The organism is Sphingomonas phyllosphaerae 5.2, assembly GCF_000419605.1.
Classification (GTDB): Bacteria; Pseudomonadota; Alphaproteobacteria; order Sphingomonadales; family Sphingomonadaceae; genus Sphingomonas; species Sphingomonas phyllosphaerae_B.
In genome coordinates this window covers 2,509,426-2,535,057 of record NZ_ATTI01000001.1, presented here as the reverse complement: position 1 = coordinate 2,535,057, position 25,632 = coordinate 2,509,426, and the positions used below count along the sequence as shown (strand labels likewise).

The window sequence follows — 25,632 nt, the reverse complement described above, 5'->3', positions numbered from 1 at the left end:
GTAATAAAAATACGATAGTATCGTATAATATATTTGATGTACGCGAACGGGTGTGTATCATCTTCTCATAAAAATGAGGGGTGTAGACGATGGTACGCACGAGCAGATTGTTGATGTCGGCGGCAGTCACCGCACTGGCGCTGGGGAGCGCGCTGCCAGCGGTCGCGCAGGTCACGACCGATAGTCCGGCCACCGCGGCGCCCGCGGAGGAGGGCGAGGCGATCACCGTCACCGGCACGCGCCTGTCGCAGCCCGGCGTGATGAGCAACAGCCCGATCACCACGGTGGGCGCGAACGAGATCCGCCTGCAGGGTGCGACGAACATCGAAAGCGTGCTGAACCGCCTGCCGCAGGTGACGGCGGACGCGAACGAAAACGTGTCGAACGGTTCGGACGGTACTTCGCAGGTGAACCTGCGCAACCTGGGCAGCAACCGCAACCTGGTGCTGCTCAACGGGCAGCGACTCCTGCCGGTGCAGGCGACCGACCTGAACTTCGTGCCGGCGTTCATGATCAAGCGCGCCGACGTGGTGACGGGTGGCGCATCGGCGGTCTACGGCTCCGATGCCGTATCGGGCGTCATCAACTTCGTGCTGCGTGACGACCTGAACGGTATCAAGACCGACGTGCAATACGGCTTCTCCGCGCACCACAACAACAATGCCAAGTATCGCTCGCGCGTGACGGGCGCTGGCTACAGCCCGGCCCTGAACACGCCGGTCGACGGGCAGCGCTTCGACGCGAACATCGCCATGGGGGCCAATTTCGCGGACGATCGTGGCAACGTCACGGCGTACTTCGGGTATCGCGAGGTCAAGCCGATCCTGCAGTACAATCGCGATGTGTCGGCCTGCGCGCTCGATCCGAACGACGGGCGCACCGACCTGATCTGCGGCGGTTCGTCGAACAACGAATTCGGCTTCTTCAGCCCGCTTCGCGACGGTGTGTCGCCGACCGGCTACAACAACACCCGCGACGGCCAGAAGACATGGGTGCCGTACGATCCCAGCTTCCGCTACAATACGTCGCCGCTCAACTATTTCCAGCGTGACGACACGCGGTACACTGCGGGCGCCATGGCGCATTACAAGGTGAACCCTGCCGTCGAGCTTTACGGTAGTTTCATGTTCATGGACGACCAGACCAATTCACAGGTCGCGCCGTCCGCCTTGTTCCAGGGCTATAACTATTCGATCAACTGCAACAATCCGCTGATGAGCGCGCAACAGGGCGAGCTGTTGTGCGGCAGCGCTTATGGCAGCAGCGCTACGCAGGACACCTACATCGGCTACCGCCCGGTCGCCGCCCCGGCTCAGCCGCGCCGCGACGACTTGCGGCACACCGATTACCGGGTGACCGGCGGGGTGCGCGGGCAGATCGCGCCGGGTATCCGCTACGATGTCAACGCGCTGTTCTCGACGGTGTTGTTCAACGAGACCTATCGCAACGATATCGATCCGGCGAAGGCCAACAAGGCGCTGAAAGTCGTCAACGTGAACGGCGTGGCGACCTGCCAGTCGGTGATCGATGGGACCGACCCGAAGTGCGTGCCGCTCAACGTCTTCCAGTTCGGCGGGCCGTCCGCCGAGGCGCTGAACTATATTTATGCTCCGGCCAGCACCAGCAGCACCAGCAAGGAGACCGTGCTGTCCGGGACTATCAATTTCGACGGCGGCGCGTTCGGCGTGCAACTGCCATGGGCCGATACCGGGATCGGCGCGGTCGTCGGCGTCGAGCATCGCCGCGAGAGCTACGACTACCGTGCCGATGCGCTGTCGCAGGCGAAGGGTATTCAGGAGGTGAACGGCGAGTTCAACGTCACTGAAGTGTTTACGGAAGTGCGCGTGCCGCTGGTCGAGAACCGGCCATTCTTCGAAGAACTTTCGCTGACCGGCGGCTATCGGTATTCCAAGTACAGCACCAACGACAAGGGCGTATCGACGTACAAGGGCGAAGTGGCATGGGCTCCGTCGCGCGACCTGCGATTGCGCGGCGGCTACAATCGCGCGGTTCGCGCGCCCAATATCCGCGAGTTGTTCGATCCCCGCGCGCCCGGCAACATCACCGCGAAGGATCCATGTGCCGGCGTTGCGCCGACCGCGACTTTGGCACAATGCGCGCTGACCGGTGTAAAGGCGGAGCAATACGGCAAGATCCTCGAATGCCCGAGCGAGACATGCAACGGCTATTTCGGCGGCAATCCGGCGCTGAAGCCCGAGGAGGCCGACACGTACACCGCGGGCGTGGTGCTGACCCCGACGTTCGTGCCGCGGCTGACGCTGTCGGTCGACTACTTCAACATCAAGGTGAAGGATTACATCGGCACGATCCCGGTGCCGCTGACGATCAGCCAGTGCCTCGCGACCGGCGATCCGTTCTTCTGCTCGCTGTTCCAGCGCAACCCGCGCAACGGCGTGCTGTTCGGCGCGGACGCCACCACGCTGGGTTACGTGACCGCGACGAACCTGAACACCGGCCAGCTCGGCACCAGCGGCCTGGATATCGGCGCCAGCTATTCGGTGCCGACCGGCGTGGGTCGCTTCAGCGTCGACATGCTCGGCACGTGGCTGAACGACCTGACCACGCAGCCGCTGCCGGGGCAGGCGTCGTATGACTGCAAGGGCCTCTTCGGCGGGACCTGCGGGCAACCGTCGCCGGAATGGCGGCATCAGGCGCGCTTCACCTGGACGTCAAGTGACGACAAGGGCGCGATCTCGCTCAACTGGCGTTACATCGGCGCGACGAAGCTGTCGTACAACACGTCCGATCCGTCGCTGACCGGTGACACCTACATCATCAACTCGCGCCTGCCGGTCGCCAATTACTTCGACCTTGCGGCGACGGCGGCGGTGATGAAGCAGCTGACGCTGCGGGTCGGCGTCAACAATCTCCTCGACCGCGATCCGCCGGCGATCGCCCAGGGCGTGCTGTCGTCGTTCGGCAATGGCAATACCTACCCCGGCATCTATGACGTCGCGGGGCGGAGCTTCTTCGTCGGCCTTTCCGCCGAGTTCTGAGGACGCACCGACGGCGGCCGGCGCCGGTGCCGGCCGCCGCCACGGGAGACGAGAGAATGACAGGTCGCGTTGCACTGGGCGTGCTGGTGTCCACACTGGCGATCGCGCATGCGACGGCGCAGACGCCGGGCCCCGCGGAATGGGAGCGGCCCGAGGTGATCCGTATCGGTGCCGAGCCGATGCACGCGACCTTCGACGGCTTCGAGACGACGCGCGCGGCGTTGCATGCCGATCCGGCGCGATCGCGCTATCACCTGTCACTGGACGGGCAGTGGCAGTTCCATCACTCGCCCGATCCGGAAGCGCGGCCGATCGGTTTCGAGCGACCCGATTACGACATCAGCGGCTGGGTCACGATCGCGGTGCCGGGCATGCTGCAGGCGGAGGGGCAGGGGACGCCGGTGTTCGTCGGCGCCGGCTATCCGTTTCCGATGAACCAGCCGTGGATCGACCACAAGCTGAACGAGGTCGGATCGTATCGCCGCGACGTGGTGGTGCCGGCGCATTTCGCGGGACGACGGCTGTTGCTGACGGTCGGCGCGGCGGGGGCGGCCTATTACCTGTGGGTCAACGGGCAGCGCATCGGCTATTCTGAGGATTCCAAGCTGCCCGCGGAATTCGACGTGACCGCGGCGATCCACGCGGGGCGCAATACGGTGGCGATCGAGCTGTATCGCTACGCCGACGGCAGCTATCTGGAAGACCAGGATTTCTGGCGGGTCAACGGAATCGAGCGGAGCGTGACGCTCTACGCCGCGCCGGCCACGCACCTGCGCGACGTCGACGTTCGCGCCGGGCTGGCGAACGGCTATCGCGACGGCACGCTGGGGCTGACCGTCGCGGTGGCGGGCGAGGACGCCGCGACACGGGTGCGCGCGAGCGTGCGCGATCGCGGGCGTGTGCTGCTGACGCGCGAGGGGGTGCCGGATGCGCAACGCAACGTGCGGCTGGAGGGAACGCTGCCGGCGGTGCGCGCGTGGAGTGCGGAGACACCGGAACTCTACACCCTTCTGGTCGAGCTGCTCGATGCGCGGGGACGCGTGGTGGAGGCGACGGCGCGACGGATCGGCTTCCGCACGGTCGAGATCGCCGCGGGCGAGGTGCGGGTGAACGGGCGCCGGATCATGATCCGCGGGGTCAACCGGCACGAGCACGATCCGCGCACCTTCCACGTCGTGTCGGAAGCGACGCTGCGCCGCGATCTTGAGTTGATGAAGGCGGCCAATATCAACGCGGTGCGCGCGTCGCATTATCCCAACGATCCGCGGCTGTACGATCTTGCCGATGAGATGGGACTCTACGTGATGGACGAGGCCAATATCGAGAGCCACGGCTATCTGGCGAAGGCGCAACAGAACGGCGATCCGGGACATACGCTGCTTGGTTACAAGCCCGAGTGGCAGGCCGCGCACCTCGACCGTGTCGAACGAATGGTCGAGCGCGACAAGAATCATCCGTCCATCATCTTCTGGTCGCTGGGCAACGAGACCGGCGTCGGCAGCAGTTTCGAGGCCGCGGCGAAATGGGTGAAGGCACGCGACGACACGCGACTGGTCAATTTCCTCGGCTATAGCATGAGCGGCTGGCGGCATCCGACCAACGCCTATGTCGATATCTTCGCGCCGATGTACGACGACGTCGAGAAACTGGTCGATTATGCCGAACGACCAGAATTCACCCAGCCGCTGATCCTGTGCGAATATGCGCACGCAATGGGCAACAGCCTGGGCAATTTTCAGGATTACTGGGACGTCATCCACGCGCACAAGAAGTTGCAGGGCGGGTTCATATGGGACTGGGTGGATCAGACGATCATCCGCAAGGATGCGCAGGGACGCGAATATTGGGCGCAGGGTCGCGACTTCGTGCCGGATGGCGACGACAGTCCGGTCGGCGACGGGGTGATCCGATCAGACCGGACGCCCGATCCGGAATATCATGAGCTGGCCAAGGTCTATGCGCCGATCGCGTTCGAGCGCAGCGGCGGCGGCTATGTCGTGGTGAACCGGCACGATCATATCGACCTGTCGCGCTTCACGCTCGATTATGCGGTGCTGGAGGACGGACGCGAGGTGGCGCGCGGCGCGGTCACGGTGCCGCAGGTTGCGCCGGGCGCACGCGCGCCGCTCGCCCTCGCGCTGCCGGCGACGCGTGACGCAGGAGCGGAGCTGATGCTGGTGCTGCGCGCGCGCGCGACGAAGGGCGCGATCCCGCTGGTCGCGGCGGGACATGTCGTCGCGTGGGAGCAGTTCGCGCTTACCCCGCCGCGCACGCCGGCGGCAGCTGCTGGCAGTGTCGCGCCCATCGATGCGGGCGACGTGTGGCGGATGACGGCGCGTGATTCGGTGCTGGAGATCGACAAGGTGACCGGACTGGTGCGGCGCTACGCGCGGGGCGGGGCGACATTGCTGACCGGCGGCGCCCCCGATTTCTGGCGGGCGCCGACCGACAATGACGTCGGCACCGGCACGACCAAGTCGCACAAGATGTGGGAGCAGTTCAGCAGCAACCGCCGGCTCGACGCGCTGGCGGTCGACGGCGCCGCGATCGTCGTGACGCACGATATGGGCGTAGGATCGGTGAAGGTCGTCACGCGCTGGACCATGGACGAAGCCGGGCAGGCGCGCGCGGCGGTGCGCTTCGTGCCGCTCCGCGACGATCTGCCCGATCCGCCGCGCGTCGGCGTGCAGTTCCGAATGCCCGCGGTGCTCGACCGCATCCACTGGTACGGTCGTGGACCGTGGGAAAGCTATGCCGATCGCAAGAGCGCGGCGCTGATCGGCGAATGGCGGGGGATGCTGGCCGACCAATATCACGGCTATGCGCGGCCACAGGAATCGGGGACCAAGCAGGACGTGCGCTGGATCGACGTGATGCGCAGCGACGGCGTGGGGGTGCGCGTCGCGGGCGACCGGCCGCTGGCGGTCAACGCGCTGCCGTTCCCCTATGCCGACCTGATGGAGAAGCCGGCGTCGCAGGCACACAGCAGCGACATCCGCCCGCACGGTGACGGCACGTTGCTGATCGACGCCGCGCAGAGCGGGGTCGGCGGCGATACGGGGTGGAGCCTGGATGGACGACCGCACATGAAATACCGCGTGCCGCTGAAGCCGATCGACTGGACGTTCACGCTGGGTGCGGCGCGATGAGGCGGGCGTTGCTGGCACTCGCGCTGCTCGCCGCACCGGCACTGGCGGAGACCGACCCGCGGATCACGCGGTCGATCGCGCTGCGCGACGAATGGCAGTGGCTGACGCGCGACATCGCCTTCCCGGCGACGTGGGACGCGGACGGTCGGCGCTTCCATTATCGAAAGACCGTGGCGGGCGGGTTCGCGTTCGTCGACGTGGACGCTGCGACGCGCGAGAAGACTGCGGCGTTCGATGCTGCGGCGTTGGCGCGTGGATTGGGCAAGGCGCTGGGACGGACGGTCGATCCGCTGGGCCTGCCGTTCGAGGAGTTCGCGTTCGAGGACGGACGCCGCGCGATCGGTTTCGCGATCGGATATGAGGCGTGGCGCTGCACGCTGGCCGACTTTGCGTGCGCCAGAGCCGACGAACCGCACAAGCGCCCGCGCGGCTTCGGGGTCGTGCGCGACCTGAAGGTGCCGGCGCTCAACACGCCGCAGCGCTCGCCGGACGGTGCGTGGGAGGCGCTGGTGATCGACGACAATCTCGTCGTGCGGCGCGCCGGCGGCGGCGCAGAGGCGTGGCGGAGCCAGGACGGCAGCGCGGGCGACTTCTACGATCCGGAGACGATCGCCTGGTCGCCCGACAGCCGCCACGTCGCGCTGTACCGGGTTCGGCCGGGCTATCGCCGCATCGTGACGCGCGTGGTGTCGTCCCCACCCGGGCAGGTGCAGCCGGTGCTGGCCGAGCAGCTCTATCCCAAGCCCGGTGACGCGATCGACCAGGAGCGACCGGTGCTGTTCGACGCCGCGACCGGGCGGCGGACCGAGGTGGACGACGCCTTGTTCCCGAACCCGTGGCAGCTCGGCGATATCGCGTGGCGCAAGGACGGGCGCAGCTTCGCGTTTGGTTATCTGCGCCGCGGCTTCCAGCACGCCAAGGTGGTGGCGGTCGATGCCGCGACCGGCGCGGCGCATGCGGCGGTGAGCGAGGATGCCGCGACGTTCGTCTTCAACGATCGCCGCTTCGCGCACGACGTGAAGGGTGAGGGACACGAGCTGATCTGGGCGTCGGAGCGCGACGGCTGGCGACATTTGTATCTGGTCGATGCCGCGACCGGACGCGTGAAGCGGCAGATCACGCGCGGCAAGTGGGTGGTGCGCGACATCGCACGCGTCGACGACGACCAGCGTCGCATCTGGTTCTCGGCAGGCGGGGTCACGCCGGGCGAGGACCCGTATCACAAGCACTGGTTTCGGGTCGATTTCGACGGACGCAACCTGACCCGCCTGACAAGCGGCGACGAGACGCACGAGGCGCGCTTCTCGCCCGATGGCCGGTCGTTCGTCGACGTGCATTCGCGCACCGACGTGCCCGAGGTCGCCGACCTGCGCGATGCGACGAGCGGCGCGGTGATCGCGACGCTGGAGCGCGGCGATGTGCGGGCGCTGACCGCCGCGGGTTATCGGCCGCCCGAGCCGTTCGTGGCCAAGGGGCGTGACGGCGCGACCGACATCTACGGGTTGGTGGTGCGCCCGCGCGACTATGATCCGGCGAAGCGTTACGCGGTGGTCGAGAACATCTATGCCGGGCCGCACGACAGCTTCGTGCCGAAGGGTTATTGGCCGTTCGGCGCCTTCTCCGGCGGCGACAAGGCGATGGGGATGCAGCAGATCGCCGACTTGGGCTTCATCGTCGTGATGATCGACGGGATGGGGACGGCGAACCGATCGAAGGCGTTCCACGATGTCGCGTGGAAGAACCTGGCCGACAGCGGCTTTCCCGATCGCATCGCGTGGATGAAGGCGCTGGCGGCGAAGGACGCCGCGGTCGATCTGTCGCGGGTCGGCATCTACGGCGGGTCGGCGGGCGGGCAAAGTACGCTGAACGCGCTGCTGTTCCATCCCGACTTCTACAAGGCCGGGGTGGCGTTCGCGGGATGTTTCGACAACCGCATGGACAAGATCGACTGGAACGAACAATGGCTCGGCTGGCCGGTGAACCAGAGCTACCTCGACGCATCGGGCGTGGTCCATGCCGGCCAGTTGCAGGGCAAGCTGCTGCTGGTGACCGGAGAGCAGGATTCGAACGTCGATCCAGCCTCGACGATGCAGGTGGTCGACGCGCTGCTACGCGCAGGCAAGGATTTCGAGATGCTGATGGTGCCGAACGGCGAGCATACGACCGGCCGGTCGACATGGCCGCTCGCTTATGGGCAGCGGCGGGAATATGACTTTTTCCTGCGGACGCTGGGCGGGGCGCGTTAGGGTACGATCCCGGGAGGCGGCGGAAACCGATCGGCTTTCATCGGCATCGTTGCCGAAGACCCGCAAATGTCGGGTCTATCCAGCAGGTATTGCGAGCGTAGCGAAGCGCTCCGGGGCGTCATGGTCCGGCCCGGATTGCTTCGCTGCGCTCGCGACGACGATCAGCGCGGTGTCAGGGTCACTGTCGTTGTGGCCGGCGACAACGCGATCGTCGTGAGGCCACGCTCCGCCTTGCCCTTGTCGATCGCATAGGCAGCGCCGCCCGCCGGCGCCTCGACCATCAGGTGGGCCGCCTGTGTCGTCGCAGTCGCCGGGTCGAGCGTCAGTTCGATGCGCCGCGCCGAGGGCAGCCAGCGTGCCTTGGCGATCGTGCCCACCGCCAGCGTGATCCACTGCCCCGCGGGTGCGACGAACAAGCGGGTGCGCGCGCCGTCGTGCGGGACGATCTCGACCGCGTCACCATCCTCGCTGACGGTGCCGCCGAAGCCGAGCCAGCCGAACGTCGCATCCTTCACGAGATAGCTCGCCGCGGCATAGGCATGGCCGAAATAGCCCATGCCATAGTCGCCGCTATACGCGTCCCACCGCATCAGGTCGGGTTCGGAATGGAAGGCGGCGGAAGCGAAGCCGTCGCGGTCGATGTTGGTGATCCCGCCCATGAAGCCGCCGTACGCGACCCGCAGCAGGTGGAGATCGGCGGGGTCGCGGCGGTAGGCGTCGAACAGCGGCACTGCGTTCAACGCCGATCCGTAATGGTGGATCTGGCGCTCGATGCGCTGCACCTTGCCGCCATACAGGAAGTCCCAATAGCGGCGGGCGTTGCCGTTGTAGCCCCAGTGCGGCACGGTGGGATCGTAGCCGAGGATGACGTCGCGCGTGACCGCGGCTTCCTTCGCATAGCCGAAGTGCCGCATCCACGCGTAGACTTCGGGCTGCCCGGTCGAATCCCACGCCATCTCGCTGCCGAACGGGAAGGCGAGCGTGCGCCAGTGATCGGCCCGCACCTTCATCAGCCGTTCGACCTCGGCCGCCTGCGTCGTCATCCCCTCGCGCTTCAGGTCGGCGAGGATCTCCAGGAAGACCTCGCCTTCCATCTGCCCGAATTGCGCGTAATGCGGCGCGTCACGGACCATCGCGACCGTGGTGCGGTAGGCGCGGTCAAGGTAGAATGCCGCGTCGTGGCGGGTGACCATGCCGGGGTGGTGGCGAGCGAGCCGGTAGAGCACCCAATGCCCGATCGCGACGTGCGGATAATTGTAGGAGCGGCCGAGATCGTCGGCCTGCTTGCGGTCCCACGACGCCCACGTCGACCAGTTCGTGCCCTTGTCGTAATAGCCGGGAAGGGCTTTCGGGTCGTAGTAGAACAGGCTCTTCTTCACGCCGCCGGCCTCGACCTGCAATGTGCCGAGCACGGTTTCGTCCACCATCCGCTCCAGCTTGGCGACTTCGGCCGGGACCGGGTGGTCGAGCTGCTTCATCGCGGCCGCGACCCATGCGCCGGCACCGCCCTCGTCGCTGAGCCCCGCGATCCACACGCGCTGTTCCTGCGTCACGATCCGATCGGTGTCGCGGTCGTAGCCCAGGATCGACGGCCCGCGGTGGAACGGATCGCGCTTGTCATCGAACCACTGCCGTGTGGTTGCGAAGCGTCCGAGGTCCGCGGAGACCTCCGCCAGCGGCTTGGTGACAAAGTAATGGACGCTCTGCACGCTGCCGTCGGCATAGGTGATCGCGACGCGGGCGCGGCCCCAGCCGGTGCCTGCGACGCGCCACCGCTTCCAGCCCTTCGGCGCGGTGGTGGGTGTCAGCGTGAGGGCGTTCGCAGGCGTGACGCTGACGTTGCCGATGGCCTGATCGGCGCGGACGAAAAGGTCGGCGGGGCTGTCGGTGGGAACGACGTAGCCGGGCAAGCCGACCGCGAGTGGCCGGCGTTCCGCCTGCAACGTCTGCTCGATGCCGCGGATCGAGGGCGCCGCGACCAGTCGCACGCCGATCGTCCGCTTCTCGCCGGGCGCGAGCGTGAAGGCGGTCGCGGGGTTCCATGGCTGCCCCTTGTCCTGCATCGCGGCGCTGGCCACCATCCAGTCGTAGAAGCCCTCGAACGTCTGCTGACGCGGCGTGCGATCGGTGAAGATGTCGCCGGCCGGCGCGCGCTTCGCATCGTGCAGGATGCGATACTGCTCCAGCGGGGTGCGTCCGTCGGGGAGCACCAGCAATGCCGGCCCCTTGCCGTTGAGGCGCGTCACCTGAACGTAGCCGGCATCGTTGCCGACGTAAGGGTCGACGAAGCTCGCCCTGGCATGGGCCTGCTCCAGCGTGCGGTCGGTGATGATGTTGTCGAACACCATCGGCATCCCGAGCGCGCCGACCTCGACCGGGGTCGTGCCGCGGTTCGCGAGCGTGAAGCGGAGGACCGGCGCGCCGCGTTCGCGCAGCCACGTGCGCTCGACCGTGAGCGGGAAGCCTGCGCCCATCGTCGCGGTCATGTCGGCGCGCGCCAGGACGTCGCCTCCGGCGGGAAGCGCGCGGACCGGCACGCGGCGACGCGAAGAGGCGAAGTCGCGCCATGCCGCATCGGGGGTGCGCAGCCGCAGGTGAAGGTCGCCGACCTGCACGTACCCGTCGCCGCGGCGTTCGGCGGCGCGATCGCCCGGCGCGAAGTCGAACGCCGGCTCGGCGACGGGCGAAAGGTGGAGCATGGTCTGGCTCGCCGGATCGAGCGTGAGCGCCAGTTCGCCGACCACATGGCGCGGTGTTTGGGGTGCCGCGGCGTGGAGCAAGGCGCCGCTGCCCATTGCCAACCCTGCGAAATACAATGACGTGCGCCGCATCGTGCCACCCTTTTGCTGGTTCGTGATCGGTTGACTCCGATCTCCATGGGACTATCGTATACAATATTCTTGGGAGATGGAAATGCTGCTCGGTCGTCGTGCGTTCCTGATGTCCTCGGCGACGGTGCCGATGCTGGCGCTGCCAGCGGCTGCGCAGTCCGGCGCGGGCTTGCCAGCGAAAGCGCGGCCCTTCCCGCTGTCGGCCGTGCGGCTGCGCCCATCGGATTTCTCGCGCGCGGTGGAGGTCAACCGTGCCTACCTGATGCGGCTGTCGCCCGACCGGCTGCTCCATAACTTCCACAAGTTCGCCGGGATCACGCCCAAGGCGCCGGTCTACGGCGGATGGGAGAGCGACACGATCGCGGGGCATACGCTGGGCCACTATCTTTCGGCGCTGGCACTGACGCACGCGCAGACCGGCTGCGCCGAATGCGCGACGCGCGCGGCCTATATCATCGGCGAGCTGGCGAAATGCCAGGCGGCGAACGGCGACGGCTACGTCGCGGGCTTCACGCGCAAGCGCAAGGACGGCACGGTCGTGGACGGGAAGGAGATCTTCCCCGAGATCATGCGCGGCGACATTCGTTCGGCAGGGTTCGACCTCAACGGCTGCTGGGTGCCCTATTACAATTGGCACAAGCTCTACACCGGGCTGTTCGACGTCATCGACCATATCGGGCCGAGCGAACAGGCGATGGCGATCGCCACCGGGCTGGGCGGCTATATCGACAAGGTGTTCGCCGCGCTGAACGACGAGCAGGTGCAGAAGATGCTGGCCTGCGAATACGGCGGGCTGAACGAGAGTTTCGCGGAATTGCACGCGCGCACCGGCGATGCGCGCTGGCTGCGGCTGGCGGAGCGGATCTATGACAAGCGCAACCTCGATCCGCTGACGCAGCGGCAGGATCAACTCGCGAACTTTCACGCCAACACGCAGGTGCCCAAGCTGATCGGGCTGGCCCGCCTGCACGAGATCACCGGCAAGCCCGAGCAGGCGACTGCTGCGCGCTTTTTCTGGGAACAGGTGACGCGGCATCATAGCTACGTCATCGGCGGCAACGCCGACCGCGAATATTTCAGCGCGCCCGACACGATCGCGCAGCACATCACCGAGCAGACGTGCGAGCATTGCAACACGTACAACATGCTGAAGCTGACGCGGCACCTGTACGGCTGGCAGCCGGACGGCGCGTTGTTCGACTTCTACGAGCGCGCGCACCTGAACCACGTCATGGCGCAGCAGGAACCGGTCAACGGCGGCTTCACCTACATGACCCCATTGATGACCGGCACGAAGCGCGATTTCTCGGCGCGCGACGGCGAGGAATTCTGGTGCTGCGTCGGCACCGGCATGGAGAGCCATGCCAAGCACGGCGAGAGCATCTTCTGGACCGGTGACGACGCGTTGATCGTCAACCTCTACATCCCCGCCGACGCGACGTGGAAGGAACGGAGCGCGACATTGGGGCTGGAGACGGCCTATCCATTCGCGGGCGAGGCGACGCTCACCTTCGCGACGCTCGGAAAGACCGGCACGTTCCCGGTCGCGCTGCGCGTGCCGGGCTGGGCGAAGGGGCGCGAGGTGCTGGTCAACGGCAAGCCCGCCGATGCCGCTTCGGCGGGCGGCTATGCGATCGTGACGCGGCGCTGGAAAGCGGGCGACACGGTGACGATCCGCCTGCCGCTCGACCTGCGCCTCGAGTCAGCGCCGGGCGACGCGCAGACGATAGCGGTGCTGCGCGGACCATTGGTGCTCGCCGCCGATCTCGGGCGTGCCGACGGCGAATGGGACAAGCCCGATCCGGCAATGGTCGGGGACGACCTGCTCGCCACTTTCTCGCCGGTGGCGGCGGAAGAGGCGCAATATGCGACGACCGGGCTGATCCGCCCCGCCGACCTGACCTTCGTGCCCTTCTATCGCCAGTACGACCGGCGCAGCGCGGTGTATTTCAAGCGCTTCACGGACGCGCAGTGGAAGGTGCAGGAAGCGGCGTTCCTGGCCGAGCAGGCGCGGCAGAAGGATCTGGCGGCGCGCTCGGTCGACGTGATGCACCTGGGCGAGATGCAGCCGGAGCGTGACCACGCGCTGACCTCCGAGATTTCCTATCCGCTCGTCTATCGCGGCCGCAACGGGCGCGACGCGCGCACTGGCGGCTTTTTCGAGTTCGCGATGGCGGTGAAGCCCGGGCTATTGATTCTTCAGGCGACCTATTGGGGTGACGAGCGCAAGCGCAGCTTCGACATCCTGATCGACAATCAACGCGTTGCGACGCAGACGCTGGTGGCCGACAAGCCGGGGGCGTTCTTCGACGTCGACTATCCGGTGCCGCAAGCGCTGACGAAGGGGAAGACGCGCGTGAAGGTCCGTTTCGTGCCGCATGACGGGAACAGCGCCGGACCGGTGTTCGGGGTACGGATGTTCACCGCGAAGCCAGCGACGGTCGCATGACCGACGCGCAGGTCCGCATGACGCTGGCCGAGGTGCGCGATTATGCGCGCACCACGCTGGCGCGGGTCGGGCTGGCACCGGCGCACGTGGACGCGGTGGCCGAGACGATCGTTGCAGGCGAACGCGACGGATGCGGTGCGCATGGCTTGTACCGGTTGCTGGTGGCGGCGCATTCGGTGGCGACGGGCGTGGTCGTTCCCGATGCGGTGCCGGTGCTGGAGCGACGTGCGGCGGGCGTGGTGCGCGTCGACGGCAACGGCGGCTTCGCGCAGCTGGCTTTCGAGACCGGGCGCGATGCGCTGGTCGCGGCGGCACGCGCCAACGGCATTGCTGCGCTGGCGATCAACAACGTCGTGCATTTCGCGGCGCTGTGGCCGGAGATCGAGGCGCTGGTCGAGCACGGCCTGGTCGCGCTGGCGGTGACGCCCAATCACGCATGGGTCGCCCCGGCAGGTGGGACGAAGCCGGTGTTCGGGACCAATCCGATCGCGTTCGGCTGGCCGCGCGACGGGGCCGCGCCGTTCGTCTTCGACTTCGCGACCAGCGCGGTGGCGCGCGGCGAGATCGAGCTGCATCGCCGCGCCGGTACACCGGTGCCGGACGATTGGGGGCATGCGCCCGACGGCAGCGACACGACCGATGCGGCCGCGGTGCTGGCCGGTGCGATGCGCACGTTCGGCGGGCACAAGGGATCGGCACTGGCGCTGATGGTCGAGTTGCTCGCCGGTCCGCTGATCGGCGATCTGACGAGCGCCGAATCGATCGCGTGGGATGCCGGACGCAAAGGCTCGCCGTTGGGCGGCGAGTTGATCATCGCGCTCGATCCGGCCGGGTTCCTCGGCGCGGCGGCGGCGGAGCAGCTGGCGCGTGCCGAGGGCGTGTTCGCGGCGATCGAGCGGCAGGGCGCGCGTGTTTCGGGATCGCGGCGTCATGCGCTGCGCCCGGTCAGCGCTCGCGACGGGGTGCTGGTGTCGCGTGCCTTGCTGCGCGACATCGACGAGGTGACGAAGGAGAAGGCATGACGATCGCGCTTGCACTGACGCTGTTGATGGCGGGTGCCGCCACTACCCCCGCCGCGCCGGCCGCGACGGCGGCGGTTCCGGCCCGCGACGCGGCATTCCGGAAGCTGTCCGAAAGCGAATATGCGTGGCGCAAGACGCTGAACGGCCCCGACGAGGATGCGCCGGCCAGCCAGAATGCGACGCTGCCGGACGTCGGCCCCGCAGCGCAGGCGGCGATGACGAAGCGCTGGACCGAGACGATGGCAGCACTCGATCGCATCGATCCCGCGAAACTGTCGCCAGCGGCGCGCGACGATTACGCCGTCTACCGCGGGCAAATCGCGGCGTTGCTCGCTGAGCAGCAGTTCCGCGACTACGAGAAGCCGCTGAACGCCGATACCAGTTTCTGGATGAACGTCGCCGGGATGGCGCGCGACGACTATCGCGACGAGGCGGCGCTACGCCGGTATCTGTCGCAGCTGGACAGCCTGCCGCGCTTCTACGACCAGCAGATCGTCAACATGCGCGCCGGATTGAAGCGCGGGTTCACGCCGCCGCGCGTCACCTTGCAGGGGCGCGACGCCGGCGTCGCCGAAATCGTGAAGGCGGGGGCGGGGGAGGCGTCGCCCTTCTACGCACCGTTCAAGACGCTGCCGGCGACGATCCCCGCCGCCAAGCAGGCGGCGTTGCGCGCCGAGGCGAAGCGCGTGATCGCGGCATCGGTGCTGCCGGCGCACCAGAAGCTGCTGGCATTCCTACGCGACGACTATATCCCGAACGCACAGGTGAAGCTCGCCGCTTACGATCTGCCGGACGGGCGCGCCTATTATCAGTCGAAGATCCGCGAGTTCGTGACGCGCGATCTGACGCCGGAGCAGATCCACGCGATCGGCCTGGCGGAGGTGGCGAAGATCCGGGCGCGGATGCAAGCGGTGATGACGCAGGTGAAGTGGCAGCGCGACCTGCCGTCGTTCCTCAATTACCTGCGTACCGATCCGCAATTCTACGCCAAGACGCCGCAGGACCTGCTCAACCGCGCGGCGTGGATCGCCAAGACCTTCGACGGCAAGGCGTCGACCTATTTCGGGCGACTGCCGCGGATGCGCTTTGCGATCAAGCCGGTCGCGCCCGATGTCGCGCCCTTCTATACCAGCGGCCGCGGCGGGCCGGGCGTCTATCTGGTCAACACCTACGACCTGCCGTCGCGCGGGCTCTATTCGTTGCCGGCGCTGACCCTGCACGAAAGCGCGCCGGGGCATGCATTCCAGATGCCGTTCGCGATGGAATTGACCGATCTGCCCGCCTATCGCCGTGATGAATACATCTCGGCGTTCGGCGAGGGGTGGGCGCTGTATTGCGAGGCGCTGGGCGAGGACATGGGGATGTACGAGACCCCCTATGAGACGTTCGGGATGCTGAGCTACCAGATGTGGCGCGCAGCGCGGCTGGTGGTCGACACCGGCGTGCACTCCAAGGGCTGGACGCGCGAGCAGGCGCAGGCGTTCCTGCGCGACAATACCGCGCTGTCCAACCACGAGATCACCACCGAGGTCGACCGCTATATCGCCTGGCCGGGACAGGCGCTGAGCTATTACATGGGCGAGCTGGCGTTCCTCGACGCCAAGGCGAAGGCGCAGAAGGCGCTGGGCGAGAAGTTCGATATCCGCGCCTTTCACGACGCGATGCTGGCGCTGGGTTCGGTGCCGTTGCCGATGATCGACCAGCGCACCGATCGCTTCATCGCGGACAAGGGCAAGGGGCCGTACCCACTGCCGTGAGCGGCCAATAAGCCAAATTCTTTTAGCAATTGCTTGAGTTCGTTTGGCAATCCGCCCATCCTCCCGGTCAGGAAAGAGGATCGGGAGAGGCACGAATGACGATCGACCGCCGGACATGGCTGGGCGGCGCGGCGGCGATGACGGCGGGGCTGGGCATCGTGCCCGCAGCTGCCGCCGCACCGCGTGGACGCCGCCGCTCGCCCAGCGACCGCGTGAACCTGGCCGTGATCGGCGCAGGCGGCATGGGCGCGGCGAACATGAGCAAGCTGGTATCGCAGAACATCGTCGCCATGGCCGATGTCGACATGGCGCATGTCGCAGAGTCGGTCGCCGACCCGAAGCGCGCGGCACTGAAGGCGGCGTACGACAAGGCCGACAAATACGCCGACTATCGACGCATGTTCGACGCCCGCAAGGATCTGGACGCGGTGGTGATCGCCACGCCGGACCATCATCACGCAGTCGCGGCGAAGATGGCGATGCAGCGCGGCCTGCACGTCTACGTCCAGAAGCCGCTGACCTACACCGTGCGCGAGGGCCGCGTGCTCGCCGCGCTGGCGAAGGCCGATCCGAAGCTGGTCACGCAGATGGGTAACCAGGGGCACTCCGGCGACGACGGACGGCGCGCGGTGGAGATCGTGCGCGGCGGCGCGATCGGGCGCGTGCGCGAGGTGCAGGTGTGGACCAACCGCCCGATCTGGCCGCAGGGCGTCGCGCGCCCCGCGGCGGTCGCGGCACCCGCTTCGCTCGACTGGGACGCCTGGCGTGGGCCGGCAGCCGTCGATTGGGGCTACAACCCGATGTACGCGCACTTCAACTGGCGCGGCTGGGCGCCGTTCGGCACCGGCGCGCTGGGCGACATGGGCGCGCATCTGGTCGACTTCCCGGTCTGGGCGCTGGAGCCGGGCCTGCCGACACGGGTCGAGACGCGGCACAGCGTGTGGGGCAATCCCAAGGAACCCGCGAACGGCAGCTACCCGCTGGGAACGATCAGCTATTTCGACTTCGGCAACGCGAAGGGCGGGCCGATCCGCATGACCTGGTACGACGGCGGGTTGATGCCGCCGACGCCGCCCGGGCTGCCCGCGGGCGCGCGGATGGATCCGGGCGGCGGCGTGCTCTACATCGGCGATCGCGGCATGTTGATGCACGAGACCTATGGCGAGAAACCGGTGCTGATCGGCGACGGCGTGGCCGAACGTGCGGCGGCGATCCCGACCTCGCTGCCGCGCATTCGCGACGGCATGAACGGGCACGAGATGAACTGGGTTCGGGCGATCCGCGGCGAGGAGGCGATCTCCAGCCCGTTCGCGACGGCGGTGCCGCTGACCGAGACGATGCTGCTGGGCGTCGTGGCGCTGCGCGCGGGGGAGGCGATCGACTATGACGGCGCGTCGGGACGCGTTACGAACGTCGCGGATGCGAACCGCTTTCTGGATCGGGAGTATCGAAAGGGATGGGAGCTATGAAGGGTATCATGCTGGGCACCGGGCTGTTGCTGGCATCATCGGCCGGCGTCGCGCAAGCGCCGCAGGGCGATCCGAAGGCGACCGAACAATGGTCGCCTGCGGTGCCGGTGGTAACGCCGGGTGCGTTCGCGGGCTGGGCGGCGCCGGCCGACGCGGTCGTGCTGTTCGACGGCAAGGGGCTCGACAAATGGTCGGCGGTCAATACCGGCGGCGCGGCGGGCTGGACGGTCGCCGATGGCGTCGTCACGGTGAAGAAGGGCACCGGCAATATCCAGACGAAGCAGGCGTTCGGCAGCTATCAGCTTCACCTGGAATACAGGATCCCGGTCGGCATCACCGGAGAGGGTCAGGCGCGCGGCAACAGCGGGCTGTTCCTGGCGTCCACCGGCAAGGGGGACGACGGCTATGAGCTGCAGATCATGGACAGCTACAACAACCCCACCTACGTCAACGGGCAGCTGGGCGCGGTCTACAAGCAGACCCCGCCGCTCGCCAATCCGGCCCGCAAGCCCGGCGAGTGGCAGACGGTCGACGTGACGTGGAGCGCGCCGCAGTTCGGCGCTGACGGCACGGTGACACGGCCGGCGTTCGTGACCGCCCATGTCAACGGTGTGTTGATGCAGAACCACACGCAGCTGCGCGGCCAGACGGCGTATATCGGTCAGCCGAAATATATCGCGCACGGCAAGGCGCCGATCAAGTTGCAGGACCACGGCGATCCCAGCGCACCGATCAGCTATCGCAACATCTGGATCCGCGAGTTGAAGGACTGAGAGGCGCGGCCGGGCGGCGCCACGCTGCCCGGCCGTCGTCGATCACGTGCGCAGCGGTCGGCTGAGCGATGGCGAGCCGGCCACGACGAACCGCCACGGCACCTCCGCGGCTCGCGAAATCCCGATCCGCGGCGTCGCGACGATCACCGGTTCGGCCGTGCGCCCGGCAAGCGCGAACGGCGGCCGTTGGAGCGAGGCGCCGTCCAGCGACAAGTCCACCGCGAGCGCGCGGCACAGCCGCCCCGGCCCCGCACACAGCGACGCGTCGGGCTGCGTCGTGGCGCGGCGTTCACGCATCGTCGCTATACCATCGGTCGGTGCCAGCGCGCGGATCAGCACCGCCGCACCTTCGCCGCACGTCAGGTTCAGGCAGTGGTGCAAACCGTAGATGCGATAGACGTAGGCGACGCCTGCCGGACCGAACATCGCGGCGTTGCGCACGCCGGGACCGGCGAAGCTGTGCGAGGCGGGATCGGTGGCGTCATACGCTTCGGTCTCGACGATGGTGCCGCCGACCTCGTCTACCAGCAACGTCGCTCCGAGCAGCGCTCGCGCTACCGCGACGACGTCACGCGCGAAGAAGGATCGGTCCATGGTGTCCGATATGGCAACGCGCCGGCCCGGTGTGAACCGCGGGCGGACGGCGTTGTCGCGGCCGGGCGGACAAGCTAGTCGTACGGCATGTCATATGTGTCGCGTATCGCCACGATGTGGTTGCTTTTGTTTGCTGCCGTTTCCGTTCCCGCTGCCGCCGCGCCGCGCGGGCCGGTGTCCGAGATCGTGCTGGACGCGACGACCGGGCAGGTGCTGGACGAGGACAATGCCGATCGCGCGCGCGCACCGGCGTCGCTCGCCAAGATGATGACGCTGCTGATCGCCTTCGAGGCGATGGATAACGGCACGCTGAAACCGGGAACGATGATCCGCATGACCCCGGCGGGCGAGCGGCAGCAACCGTCGCGGCTGGGGTTGCGGCGCGGGCGGTCGCTCCGGCTGGACGCCGCGTTGCGCGCGGTCGCGGTCATCTCCGCCAACGATGTCGCGGTCGCACTGGGCGATCATCTCGCGGGTAGCGAGCGTGCGTTCGTTACGCAGATGAACGCGCGTGCCAGGGGCATCGGGATGACGTCCACCACCTTCGGGAACGCCACCGGTCTGGCGCCGAGCGCCGGCCGCACGACGGCGCGCGACATGGCCGTGCTGGCCCGCCACCTGATCCGCGCCGAGGCGAAGCATTATCGGCTGTTCGGGACGCGCGCGATCACCTGGGAAGGTCGGCGGCGGGAAAATCACAACAAGCTGCTGGGCAAGGTGGCGGGGATGGACGGGCTGAAGACCGGCTATACCGTCGAGGCCGGCTTCAATCTGGCCGCCTCGGCCAAACGCGGTGCGCGGCGGGTGATCGTGGTGGTGATGGGTGCCCCGTCCGGTAGCGAGCGCGACCTGCTGGTCGCCAACCTGATGGAAGTGGGGTTCAGCGAACCGCGGCTGCGGCGTCCGCGGCGCTGAACATCGCCGCCCGTCAGACCAGCAGTGCGGCGATGCGATCGAGGAAGGTCGCGATATGATCGGGCTTCGTCACGAAAACGTCGGCGCCGGCCGCCAGACATGCATCCTTGTCGGTCGCGCTGTCCAGTACGGTCAACGCCATCACCGGGATCGCGCGGGTGCGTTCATCCGCTTTCAGTCCCTCGATCACGTCGAGGCCGCTGATGTTGGGCAGGCGAATGTCGACGATGATCGCGGCCGGACGCAATTCCTCCGCCATCCGTTGCGCGACGCGTTCGTCACCCAGCACATGCGGGTCGTAACCGCCGATCTTCAACCACGATGCGTAAAGCTTGCGATGGCTGGCGGTATCTTCCACCAGCATGATGCACTTCCGGTCCGCCACCTGTCCTCCCGCCGTCGACGATCTGCCTGCCCCGCTGCGTTCGTCGCCGCAAGTCGGAAAGCGATCGTCGGTGCCGGGAGGCGGCTCAACCCGGCTGCGTGAAGATCCGTTCCGCCTCGCGCGCCAGCGCGGCCAGATCATAGAGATCCGGCAGATCTTCGCGCGGTTTGTGATCGATCACGCACAGTGCGCCGAGCGGGTAGCCAGCACGGTCGACCAACGGGATGCCGACGTAAAAGCGGATCGGCGGCGATTTGGCGACCAGTGGATTGTCCGCGAAACGAACATCCTTCGACGCATCGGGCACCACCATCGCCTCACCGGGACGATGGATCGCCAGCGCGCAGAACGCCACCGCGCGCGGCATCTCGTCTTCGAGCGGCCCGCGCTTTGCGATCAGCCACTGCCGCGCCCGATCGATGATCGAGATCGCGCCGATCGGCGTGCGTGCGACGTCCGCAGCCCGCTCGGCCACCTGCTGAAGTCGATCATCCCAACGCTTCGACGGAAGATCCAGCCGGTCCAGCGCAACCTGCCGCGCGGGTTCATCGGCCGTCATCATCGAATCTTCGATGAACATCGAGTTGTAGCCCCTTGATAGGCCTACCTTTTCAAAGCGGGAGACGGCCGAGTCAAGCTGGGCACGCCCGCAAACGTCGTTAATGTTACGTACAGCAACATGTCGCAACGTTGACGCTGTTTTATATGCATCTTCTTGCGCCGGGGCGGCGATCGCTCATAAAGCGGTAAGGCTTTATGTCCTAGGCTGGCTGCCCACGGAGGTTGTGTGCTGCCGACATCCATTTCGACGCGAGTTGCCGCTGCCTTCGGTGCCGTTCTGGCATTGGGGATGGCGTTGCTCGTCGGCGGGATGGTGCTGGCGCATGCGATCTATGCGCAGAACGCCACGATCGGGCAGCTGACCACTTTGTTGCAGAGCGAGGACCGGCAGGACCAGCTCCAGCGGCGACTGCGGCTGGGCGTGGGCGAAGTGACGCGCCTGGCCGAGCAGCGGCGAGCCGTGCCATCCGCGGAATGGTCCGAGGTGGGCGCGGCGTTGACCGGCTTCCATCGCGGCAATGCGCACGCAATGGCCGCCATGCCACCCTCCGACGAACTGCGGATATTGATGGCGCAGCGCCGGGCGGCCGAAGCGCGATTCGCGATGCTGAGCTGGCGGTTGCTTCATGACGCCCGGCAGGCACCGGGCGCGGTGCGTGCGCAGATGCCGGCGTTCCTGGCTGCGCTCCGGCAATTGGAGACGTCGCGCTCGATGCTGCGCGGTGCGCTGATCCGGCAGATCGACGCGACGCTGAAAAGCAATTCGCAACAGTTCTCCAAGCATCTGGAAAAGGTTCTTGCCACCGCTGTCGCGGTATTGGTCGCGGTGCTGGCGTGCATGGTATGGCTGCGGCGGCGCGTGATCGCGCCGATCGTCGCCATCGCCGAACGCGTCCGTCAGCTGAGCCGCGGCGAGGATGCATGGGCGAGCGTGCCGGGGGCGGCGCGACCGGACGAACTCGGCGATCTGGCCCGCGGGATCGGCGATTATCGCACCGCCGTCGAGGAGCGCCGGCGGGCCGAGCGGCGGGTCGAATTCCTGGCGCACCACGACGTGTTGACGGGATTGCCCAACCGTCTGCTCTTCGAGGAGCGGCTGGCGCGCGAACTGGCGCGGACGCGGCGCTCCCCGGAACGCGTCGCGGTGTTCGCGATCGACCTGGACGATTTCAAGTCGATCAACGATCGCTTCGGCCATGTCGGCGGTGACGAGGCGTTGCGCGGCGCCGCGCGCCTGCTGAGCGCGTGCGCGCGCGCCAGCGACATGGTCGCGCGCCTGGGCGGCGACGAATTCGCGATCATCCAGGTCGCGGGCGAGCAACCCGCCGCCGCGGAAGCGCTGGCGCAACGCATCCTGCGCGCCTGCGAGGCGACCGCCGGCGATACCGTGCCGACGCAGATGAGCATCGGCGTTGCGCTGTCGGGCGTCGAGCAGGCGGGCGAGGAACTCTACAATCTCGCCGACATGGCGATGTACCGCGCCAAGGCCGAAGGGCGGCAGACCGCACGCTTCTTCGACGACCAGTTCAAGGAAGAGGTGCGGCTGCGCTGGCGGTTGTCGCGCGACCTGGAGGGCGCGGCCGAGCGCGGTGAGCTGTATCTGGCCTACCAGCCGATCGCGGATGCCGAGACGCTGCAGGTGATCGGGCAGGAAGCGCTGCTGCGCTGGGCGCACCCTGAACTGGGCGAGATCCCGCCCGATCGCTTCGTGCCGCTGGCGGAGGCGAGTGGCCGGATCGACGCGATCGGATTGTGGGTCGCGGACCAGGCGATGGCGGCGGCGAGCCGCTGGCCCGATCATATCACGCTGGCGCTGAACCTGTCGGCGATCCAGTTCCGCCAGCCGGCGCTCGGCCACGAATTGCTGGCGCTGGCGCGACGGCACGGCGTTTCCCCGACGCGGCTCGAGTTCGAGGTGACTGAAAGCGCGACGCTGCTCGATCACCGTCGCCAACCCGTGCTGACGGTGTTGCGGACGTTGCAGCATCAGGGCGCGCGGATCGTGATGGACGATTTCGGCACCGGCTATTCCTCGCTCGGCAACCTGCGCGATTTCCGCTTCGACAAGTTGAAGGTGGATCGCAGCTTCGTGGCGACGATGCTGAACCATGCGCCGTCGAGTTCGATCGTGCGCAGCATCGCCGCGCTGGGTGCGAGCCTGAACATCCCGATCGTCGCCGAGGGGGTCGAGACGATCGCGCAACTGGCGCTGCTGCGCGACTGGGGCATTCCGCAGGTGCAGGGCTTCCTGATCGGACGGCCGAACAGCGATGCGATCCATTGCGCCGACCCGGCGGCGATGCCCCTGATGCTTCAGGTTGCACCGGAGTGGGCCGCCCGCCGCTAGCTATCGCAGCGGCAAACCAACGCCTTGAAAATGCGGACCGTGGCCTGCTGGCATGACTGGCGCACCGGGATGGCGCGTAGTAACGGCGACACCAGCTTGACAGACGTACCGCGGCCGTGTTGGTAGCGCTATCAAGTCGAAAAATTGGGGTGGAGCGGAAGATGATGCAGCTGAGCGATGCAATCGCATCGGGCCTGCCGCAGGACTGGCGATCGGGGCGGTTCGTCGGGCGGGCGGCGACGGCGGCGGGGCCGATCCCTTTGCTGGTGATCGCGGGCGAGGCATTCGACATGTCGGCAGTCGCGCCGACGGTGTCGATGCTGGTCGAAGGCGGCGACCTGTCGGGGGCGGGCGGGCGTTCGCTGGGCGCGCTGGACGAGGCCGGGTTGGAATTGCTGAGCCCCGTCGATCTGCAATGCGTCAAGGCGTGCGGCGTCACCTTCGCGGTGTCGGCGATCGAGCGCGTGATCGAGGAACGTGCGCGCGGCGACTGGTCGGCCGCCGCGGAGATCCGCGGTCGGCTGGAAGCGCGCATGGGCGGTTCGATCCGCTCGGTGGTGCCGGGTACGCCCGAAGCGGCGGCGCTGAAGCACGCGCTGATCGAGGACGGACTTTGGTCGCAATATCTGGAAGTCGCGATCGGTCCCGACGCCGAAGTCTTCACCAAGGCGCCGGTGCTGGCGACGGTGGGCGCGGATGCCGAGATCGGCATCCGTTCGGACTCGAGCTGGAACAATCCGGAGCCGGAAGTCGCATTGCTGGTGAACAGCCGCGGCGAGGCGATCGGCGCGACGCTGGGCAACGATGTCAACCTGCGCGATTTCGAAGGGCGCTCGGCGCTGCTGCTTGGGAAGGCGAAGGATAACAACGCGTCCTGCTCGCTGGGGCCGCTGGTGCGGCTGTTCGACGACAGCTTCGGCATCGACGACGTGCGTCATGCCGAGGTGCGGCTGAACATCCGCGGCGAAGACGGTTACGAGCTGGACGGGGTCAGCAACATGGCCGAGATCAGCCGCGATCCGCTCGATCTGGTCGCGCAGACGCTCTCCGAGCATCAATATCCCGATGGGTTCGTGCTGTTCCTGGGTACGCTGTTCGCGCCGGTCCAGGACCGCGACGATCCCGGGCGGGGCTTCACGCACAAGGTTGGTGACACGGTTTCGATCGAAAGTGCGCGACTGGGACGCTTGGTGAACCGGGTGGTGACGTCGAAGGACGCCGCGCCGTGGACCGACGGCATCGGTGCGCTGTTCCGCAACCTTGCTCAACGCGGGCTGCTGGAGACCGCCAAGTGAGCGATGCGACGTACCCGTCATTGGCGAAGAAGCGCGTCCTGATCACCGGCGGTGCAAGCGGGATCGGCGCCGGGCTGGTCGAGGCGTTTGCACGACAGGGGGCGCATGTCGCGTTCGTCGACGTCGCCGAGGAAGCTGGACAGGCGCTGGCAGCGCAGCTGGGTGAGCGGGTGACCTTCCGCCGCTGCGACCTGACCGACGTCGCTGCACTGCCGGGGACGATCGCGGCCCTGGCCGAGGAACTGGGCGGGCTCGACGTGCTCGTCAACAACGCCGCGAACGACGACCGGCACACGATCGCCGAAGTGACGCCGGAATATTGGGACGAGCGGATGGCGGTCAACCTGCGGCACCTGTTCTTCGCCGCGCAGGCTGCGGTGCCGCACCTGAAAGCGGCGGGCGGCGGCGCGATCGTCAATTTCGGATCGATCAGCTGGCACCTCGGGCTGCCCGATCTGGTGCTCTACCAGACCGCGAAGGCCGCGATCGAGGGGATGACGCGCAGCATGGCGCGCGATCTGGGCCGCGACAACATCCGCGTCACCACGATCGTGCCCGGCAACGTCCAGACCCCACGCCAGGAGAAATGGTACACCCCCGAGGGCGAGGCGGAGATCGTGGCGGCGCAGTGCCTGAGCGGGCGCATCCAGCCCGCCGACGTCGCGGCGCTGGCACTGTTCCTGGCTTCCGACGACGCGCGGATGTGCACGGGACACGAATATTTCGTCGACGCCGGGTGGCGCTGACGCGGCGGTGACAACCGCCTGAACACGGACGACAAACAAACAAGAAAATAGGAGCGGGACGGGATGGCGACGAGAG

At 67.4% G+C, this 25,632-nt stretch carries 16 protein-coding genes; 12 read left to right on the top strand and 4 right to left on the bottom strand.

Annotated features, from left to right (window positions below):
• Nucleotides 1-113: 113 nt before the first annotated feature.
• From SPHPHY_RS0111875 to SPHPHY_RS0111865, 3 genes are read left to right on the top strand one after another with little or no spacing between them, the layout of a single operon-like run.
• Nucleotides 114-3,017, top strand: coding sequence for a TonB-dependent receptor domain-containing protein (locus SPHPHY_RS0111875; RefSeq protein ID WP_022686904.1), 2,904 nt, complete (start codon nucleotides 114-116; stop codon nucleotides 3,015-3,017).
• Between the two features lie 56 nt (nucleotides 3,018-3,073).
• Nucleotides 3,074-6,166, top strand: coding sequence for a glycoside hydrolase family 2 TIM barrel-domain containing protein (locus SPHPHY_RS0111870; protein WP_043130032.1), 3,093 nt, complete (start codon nucleotides 3,074-3,076; stop codon nucleotides 6,164-6,166).
• Nucleotides 6,163-8,412 carry a S9 family peptidase gene (locus SPHPHY_RS0111865; protein WP_022686902.1) on the top strand — a complete coding sequence of 750 codons (2,250 nt, stop codon included), beginning with the start codon at nucleotides 6,163-6,165 and terminating at the stop codon, nucleotides 8,410-8,412. Before SPHPHY_RS0111870 ends, SPHPHY_RS0111865 begins: the two co-directional genes overlap by 4 nt.
• 161 nt (nucleotides 8,413-8,573) lie before the next feature.
• Here SPHPHY_RS0111865 and SPHPHY_RS20055 read toward each other — a convergent pair whose 3' ends face one another.
• Nucleotides 8,574-11,243 (bottom strand): DUF5695 domain-containing protein, encoded by a 2,670-nt coding sequence (locus SPHPHY_RS20055; RefSeq protein ID WP_196802165.1) that lies wholly within the window; start codon nucleotides 11,241-11,243, stop codon nucleotides 8,574-8,576.
• Between the two features lie 82 nt (nucleotides 11,244-11,325).
• Between SPHPHY_RS20055 and SPHPHY_RS0111855 the strand changes: the two genes are divergently transcribed.
• The 5 genes from SPHPHY_RS0111855 (at nucleotide 11,326) to SPHPHY_RS0111835 (ending at nucleotide 18,713) form a co-directional block, all read left to right on the top strand.
• Nucleotides 11,326-13,692 (top strand): glycoside hydrolase family 127 protein, encoded by a 2,367-nt coding sequence (locus SPHPHY_RS0111855; protein WP_028056830.1) that lies wholly within the window; start codon nucleotides 11,326-11,328, stop codon nucleotides 13,690-13,692.
• On the top strand, nucleotides 13,689-14,714 hold the full coding sequence (locus tag SPHPHY_RS0111850) for an Ldh family oxidoreductase (protein ID WP_022686899.1): 1,026 nt from the start codon (nucleotides 13,689-13,691) through the stop codon (nucleotides 14,712-14,714). Before SPHPHY_RS0111855 ends, SPHPHY_RS0111850 begins: the two co-directional genes overlap by 4 nt.
• A complete protein-coding gene (locus SPHPHY_RS0111845) occupies nucleotides 14,711-16,471 on the top strand; it encodes a DUF885 domain-containing protein (protein ID WP_022686898.1) in 1,761 nt (586 codons plus the stop codon). Before SPHPHY_RS0111850 ends, SPHPHY_RS0111845 begins: the two co-directional genes overlap by 4 nt.
• Before the next feature lie 95 nt (nucleotides 16,472-16,566).
• Complete coding sequence (locus tag SPHPHY_RS0111840; protein ID WP_022686897.1) at nucleotides 16,567-17,940, top strand: Gfo/Idh/MocA family protein; 1,374 nt, start codon at nucleotides 16,567-16,569, stop codon at nucleotides 17,938-17,940.
• Nucleotides 17,937-18,713 (top strand): 3-keto-disaccharide hydrolase, encoded by a 777-nt coding sequence (locus SPHPHY_RS0111835; protein WP_022686896.1) that lies wholly within the window; start codon nucleotides 17,937-17,939, stop codon nucleotides 18,711-18,713. Before SPHPHY_RS0111840 ends, SPHPHY_RS0111835 begins: the two co-directional genes overlap by 4 nt.
• 42 nt (nucleotides 18,714-18,755) lie before the next feature.
• Here SPHPHY_RS0111835 and SPHPHY_RS0111830 read toward each other — a convergent pair whose 3' ends face one another.
• Entirely contained in the window at nucleotides 18,756-19,307 is a 552-nt protein-coding gene (locus tag SPHPHY_RS0111830) for a DNA-3-methyladenine glycosylase (RefSeq protein WP_022686895.1), read from the bottom strand.
• Nucleotides 19,308-19,403: 96 nt separating this feature from the next.
• Between SPHPHY_RS0111830 and SPHPHY_RS20050 the strand changes: the two genes are divergently transcribed.
• The gene (locus SPHPHY_RS20050) at nucleotides 19,404-20,222 is read left to right on the top strand and encodes a D-alanyl-D-alanine carboxypeptidase family protein (RefSeq protein WP_196802164.1); all 819 of its coding nucleotides are present in this window, start codon (nucleotides 19,404-19,406) and stop codon (nucleotides 20,220-20,222) included.
• Nucleotides 20,223-20,235: 13 nt separating this feature from the next.
• Here SPHPHY_RS20050 and SPHPHY_RS0111820 read toward each other — a convergent pair whose 3' ends face one another.
• Both SPHPHY_RS0111820 and SPHPHY_RS0111815 read right to left on the bottom strand, forming a co-directional pair.
• Entirely contained in the window at nucleotides 20,236-20,607 is a 372-nt protein-coding gene (locus SPHPHY_RS0111820; RefSeq protein WP_028056828.1) for a response regulator transcription factor, read from the bottom strand.
• A gap of 85 nt (nucleotides 20,608-20,692) precedes the next feature.
• A complete protein-coding gene (locus SPHPHY_RS0111815; RefSeq protein WP_196802163.1) occupies nucleotides 20,693-21,169 on the bottom strand; it encodes a GAF domain-containing protein in 477 nt (158 codons plus the stop codon).
• A 288-nt stretch (nucleotides 21,170-21,457) separates the two neighbouring features.
• Between SPHPHY_RS0111815 and SPHPHY_RS20985 the strand changes: the two genes are divergently transcribed.
• From SPHPHY_RS20985 to SPHPHY_RS0111800, 3 genes are all read left to right on the top strand, one after another.
• A complete protein-coding gene (locus SPHPHY_RS20985) occupies nucleotides 21,458-23,515 on the top strand; it encodes a putative bifunctional diguanylate cyclase/phosphodiesterase (RefSeq protein WP_051148313.1) in 2,058 nt (685 codons plus the stop codon).
• Between the two features lie 161 nt (nucleotides 23,516-23,676).
• The gene (locus SPHPHY_RS0111805) at nucleotides 23,677-24,810 is read left to right on the top strand and encodes a fumarylacetoacetate hydrolase family protein (RefSeq protein ID WP_028056827.1); all 1,134 of its coding nucleotides are present in this window, start codon (nucleotides 23,677-23,679) and stop codon (nucleotides 24,808-24,810) included.
• On the top strand, nucleotides 24,807-25,556 hold the full coding sequence (locus SPHPHY_RS0111800) for an SDR family NAD(P)-dependent oxidoreductase (protein WP_022686892.1): 750 nt from the start codon (nucleotides 24,807-24,809) through the stop codon (nucleotides 25,554-25,556). The genes SPHPHY_RS0111805 and SPHPHY_RS0111800 overlap by 4 nt, the downstream gene beginning before the upstream one ends.
• Nucleotides 25,557-25,632 lie beyond the last annotated feature (76 nt).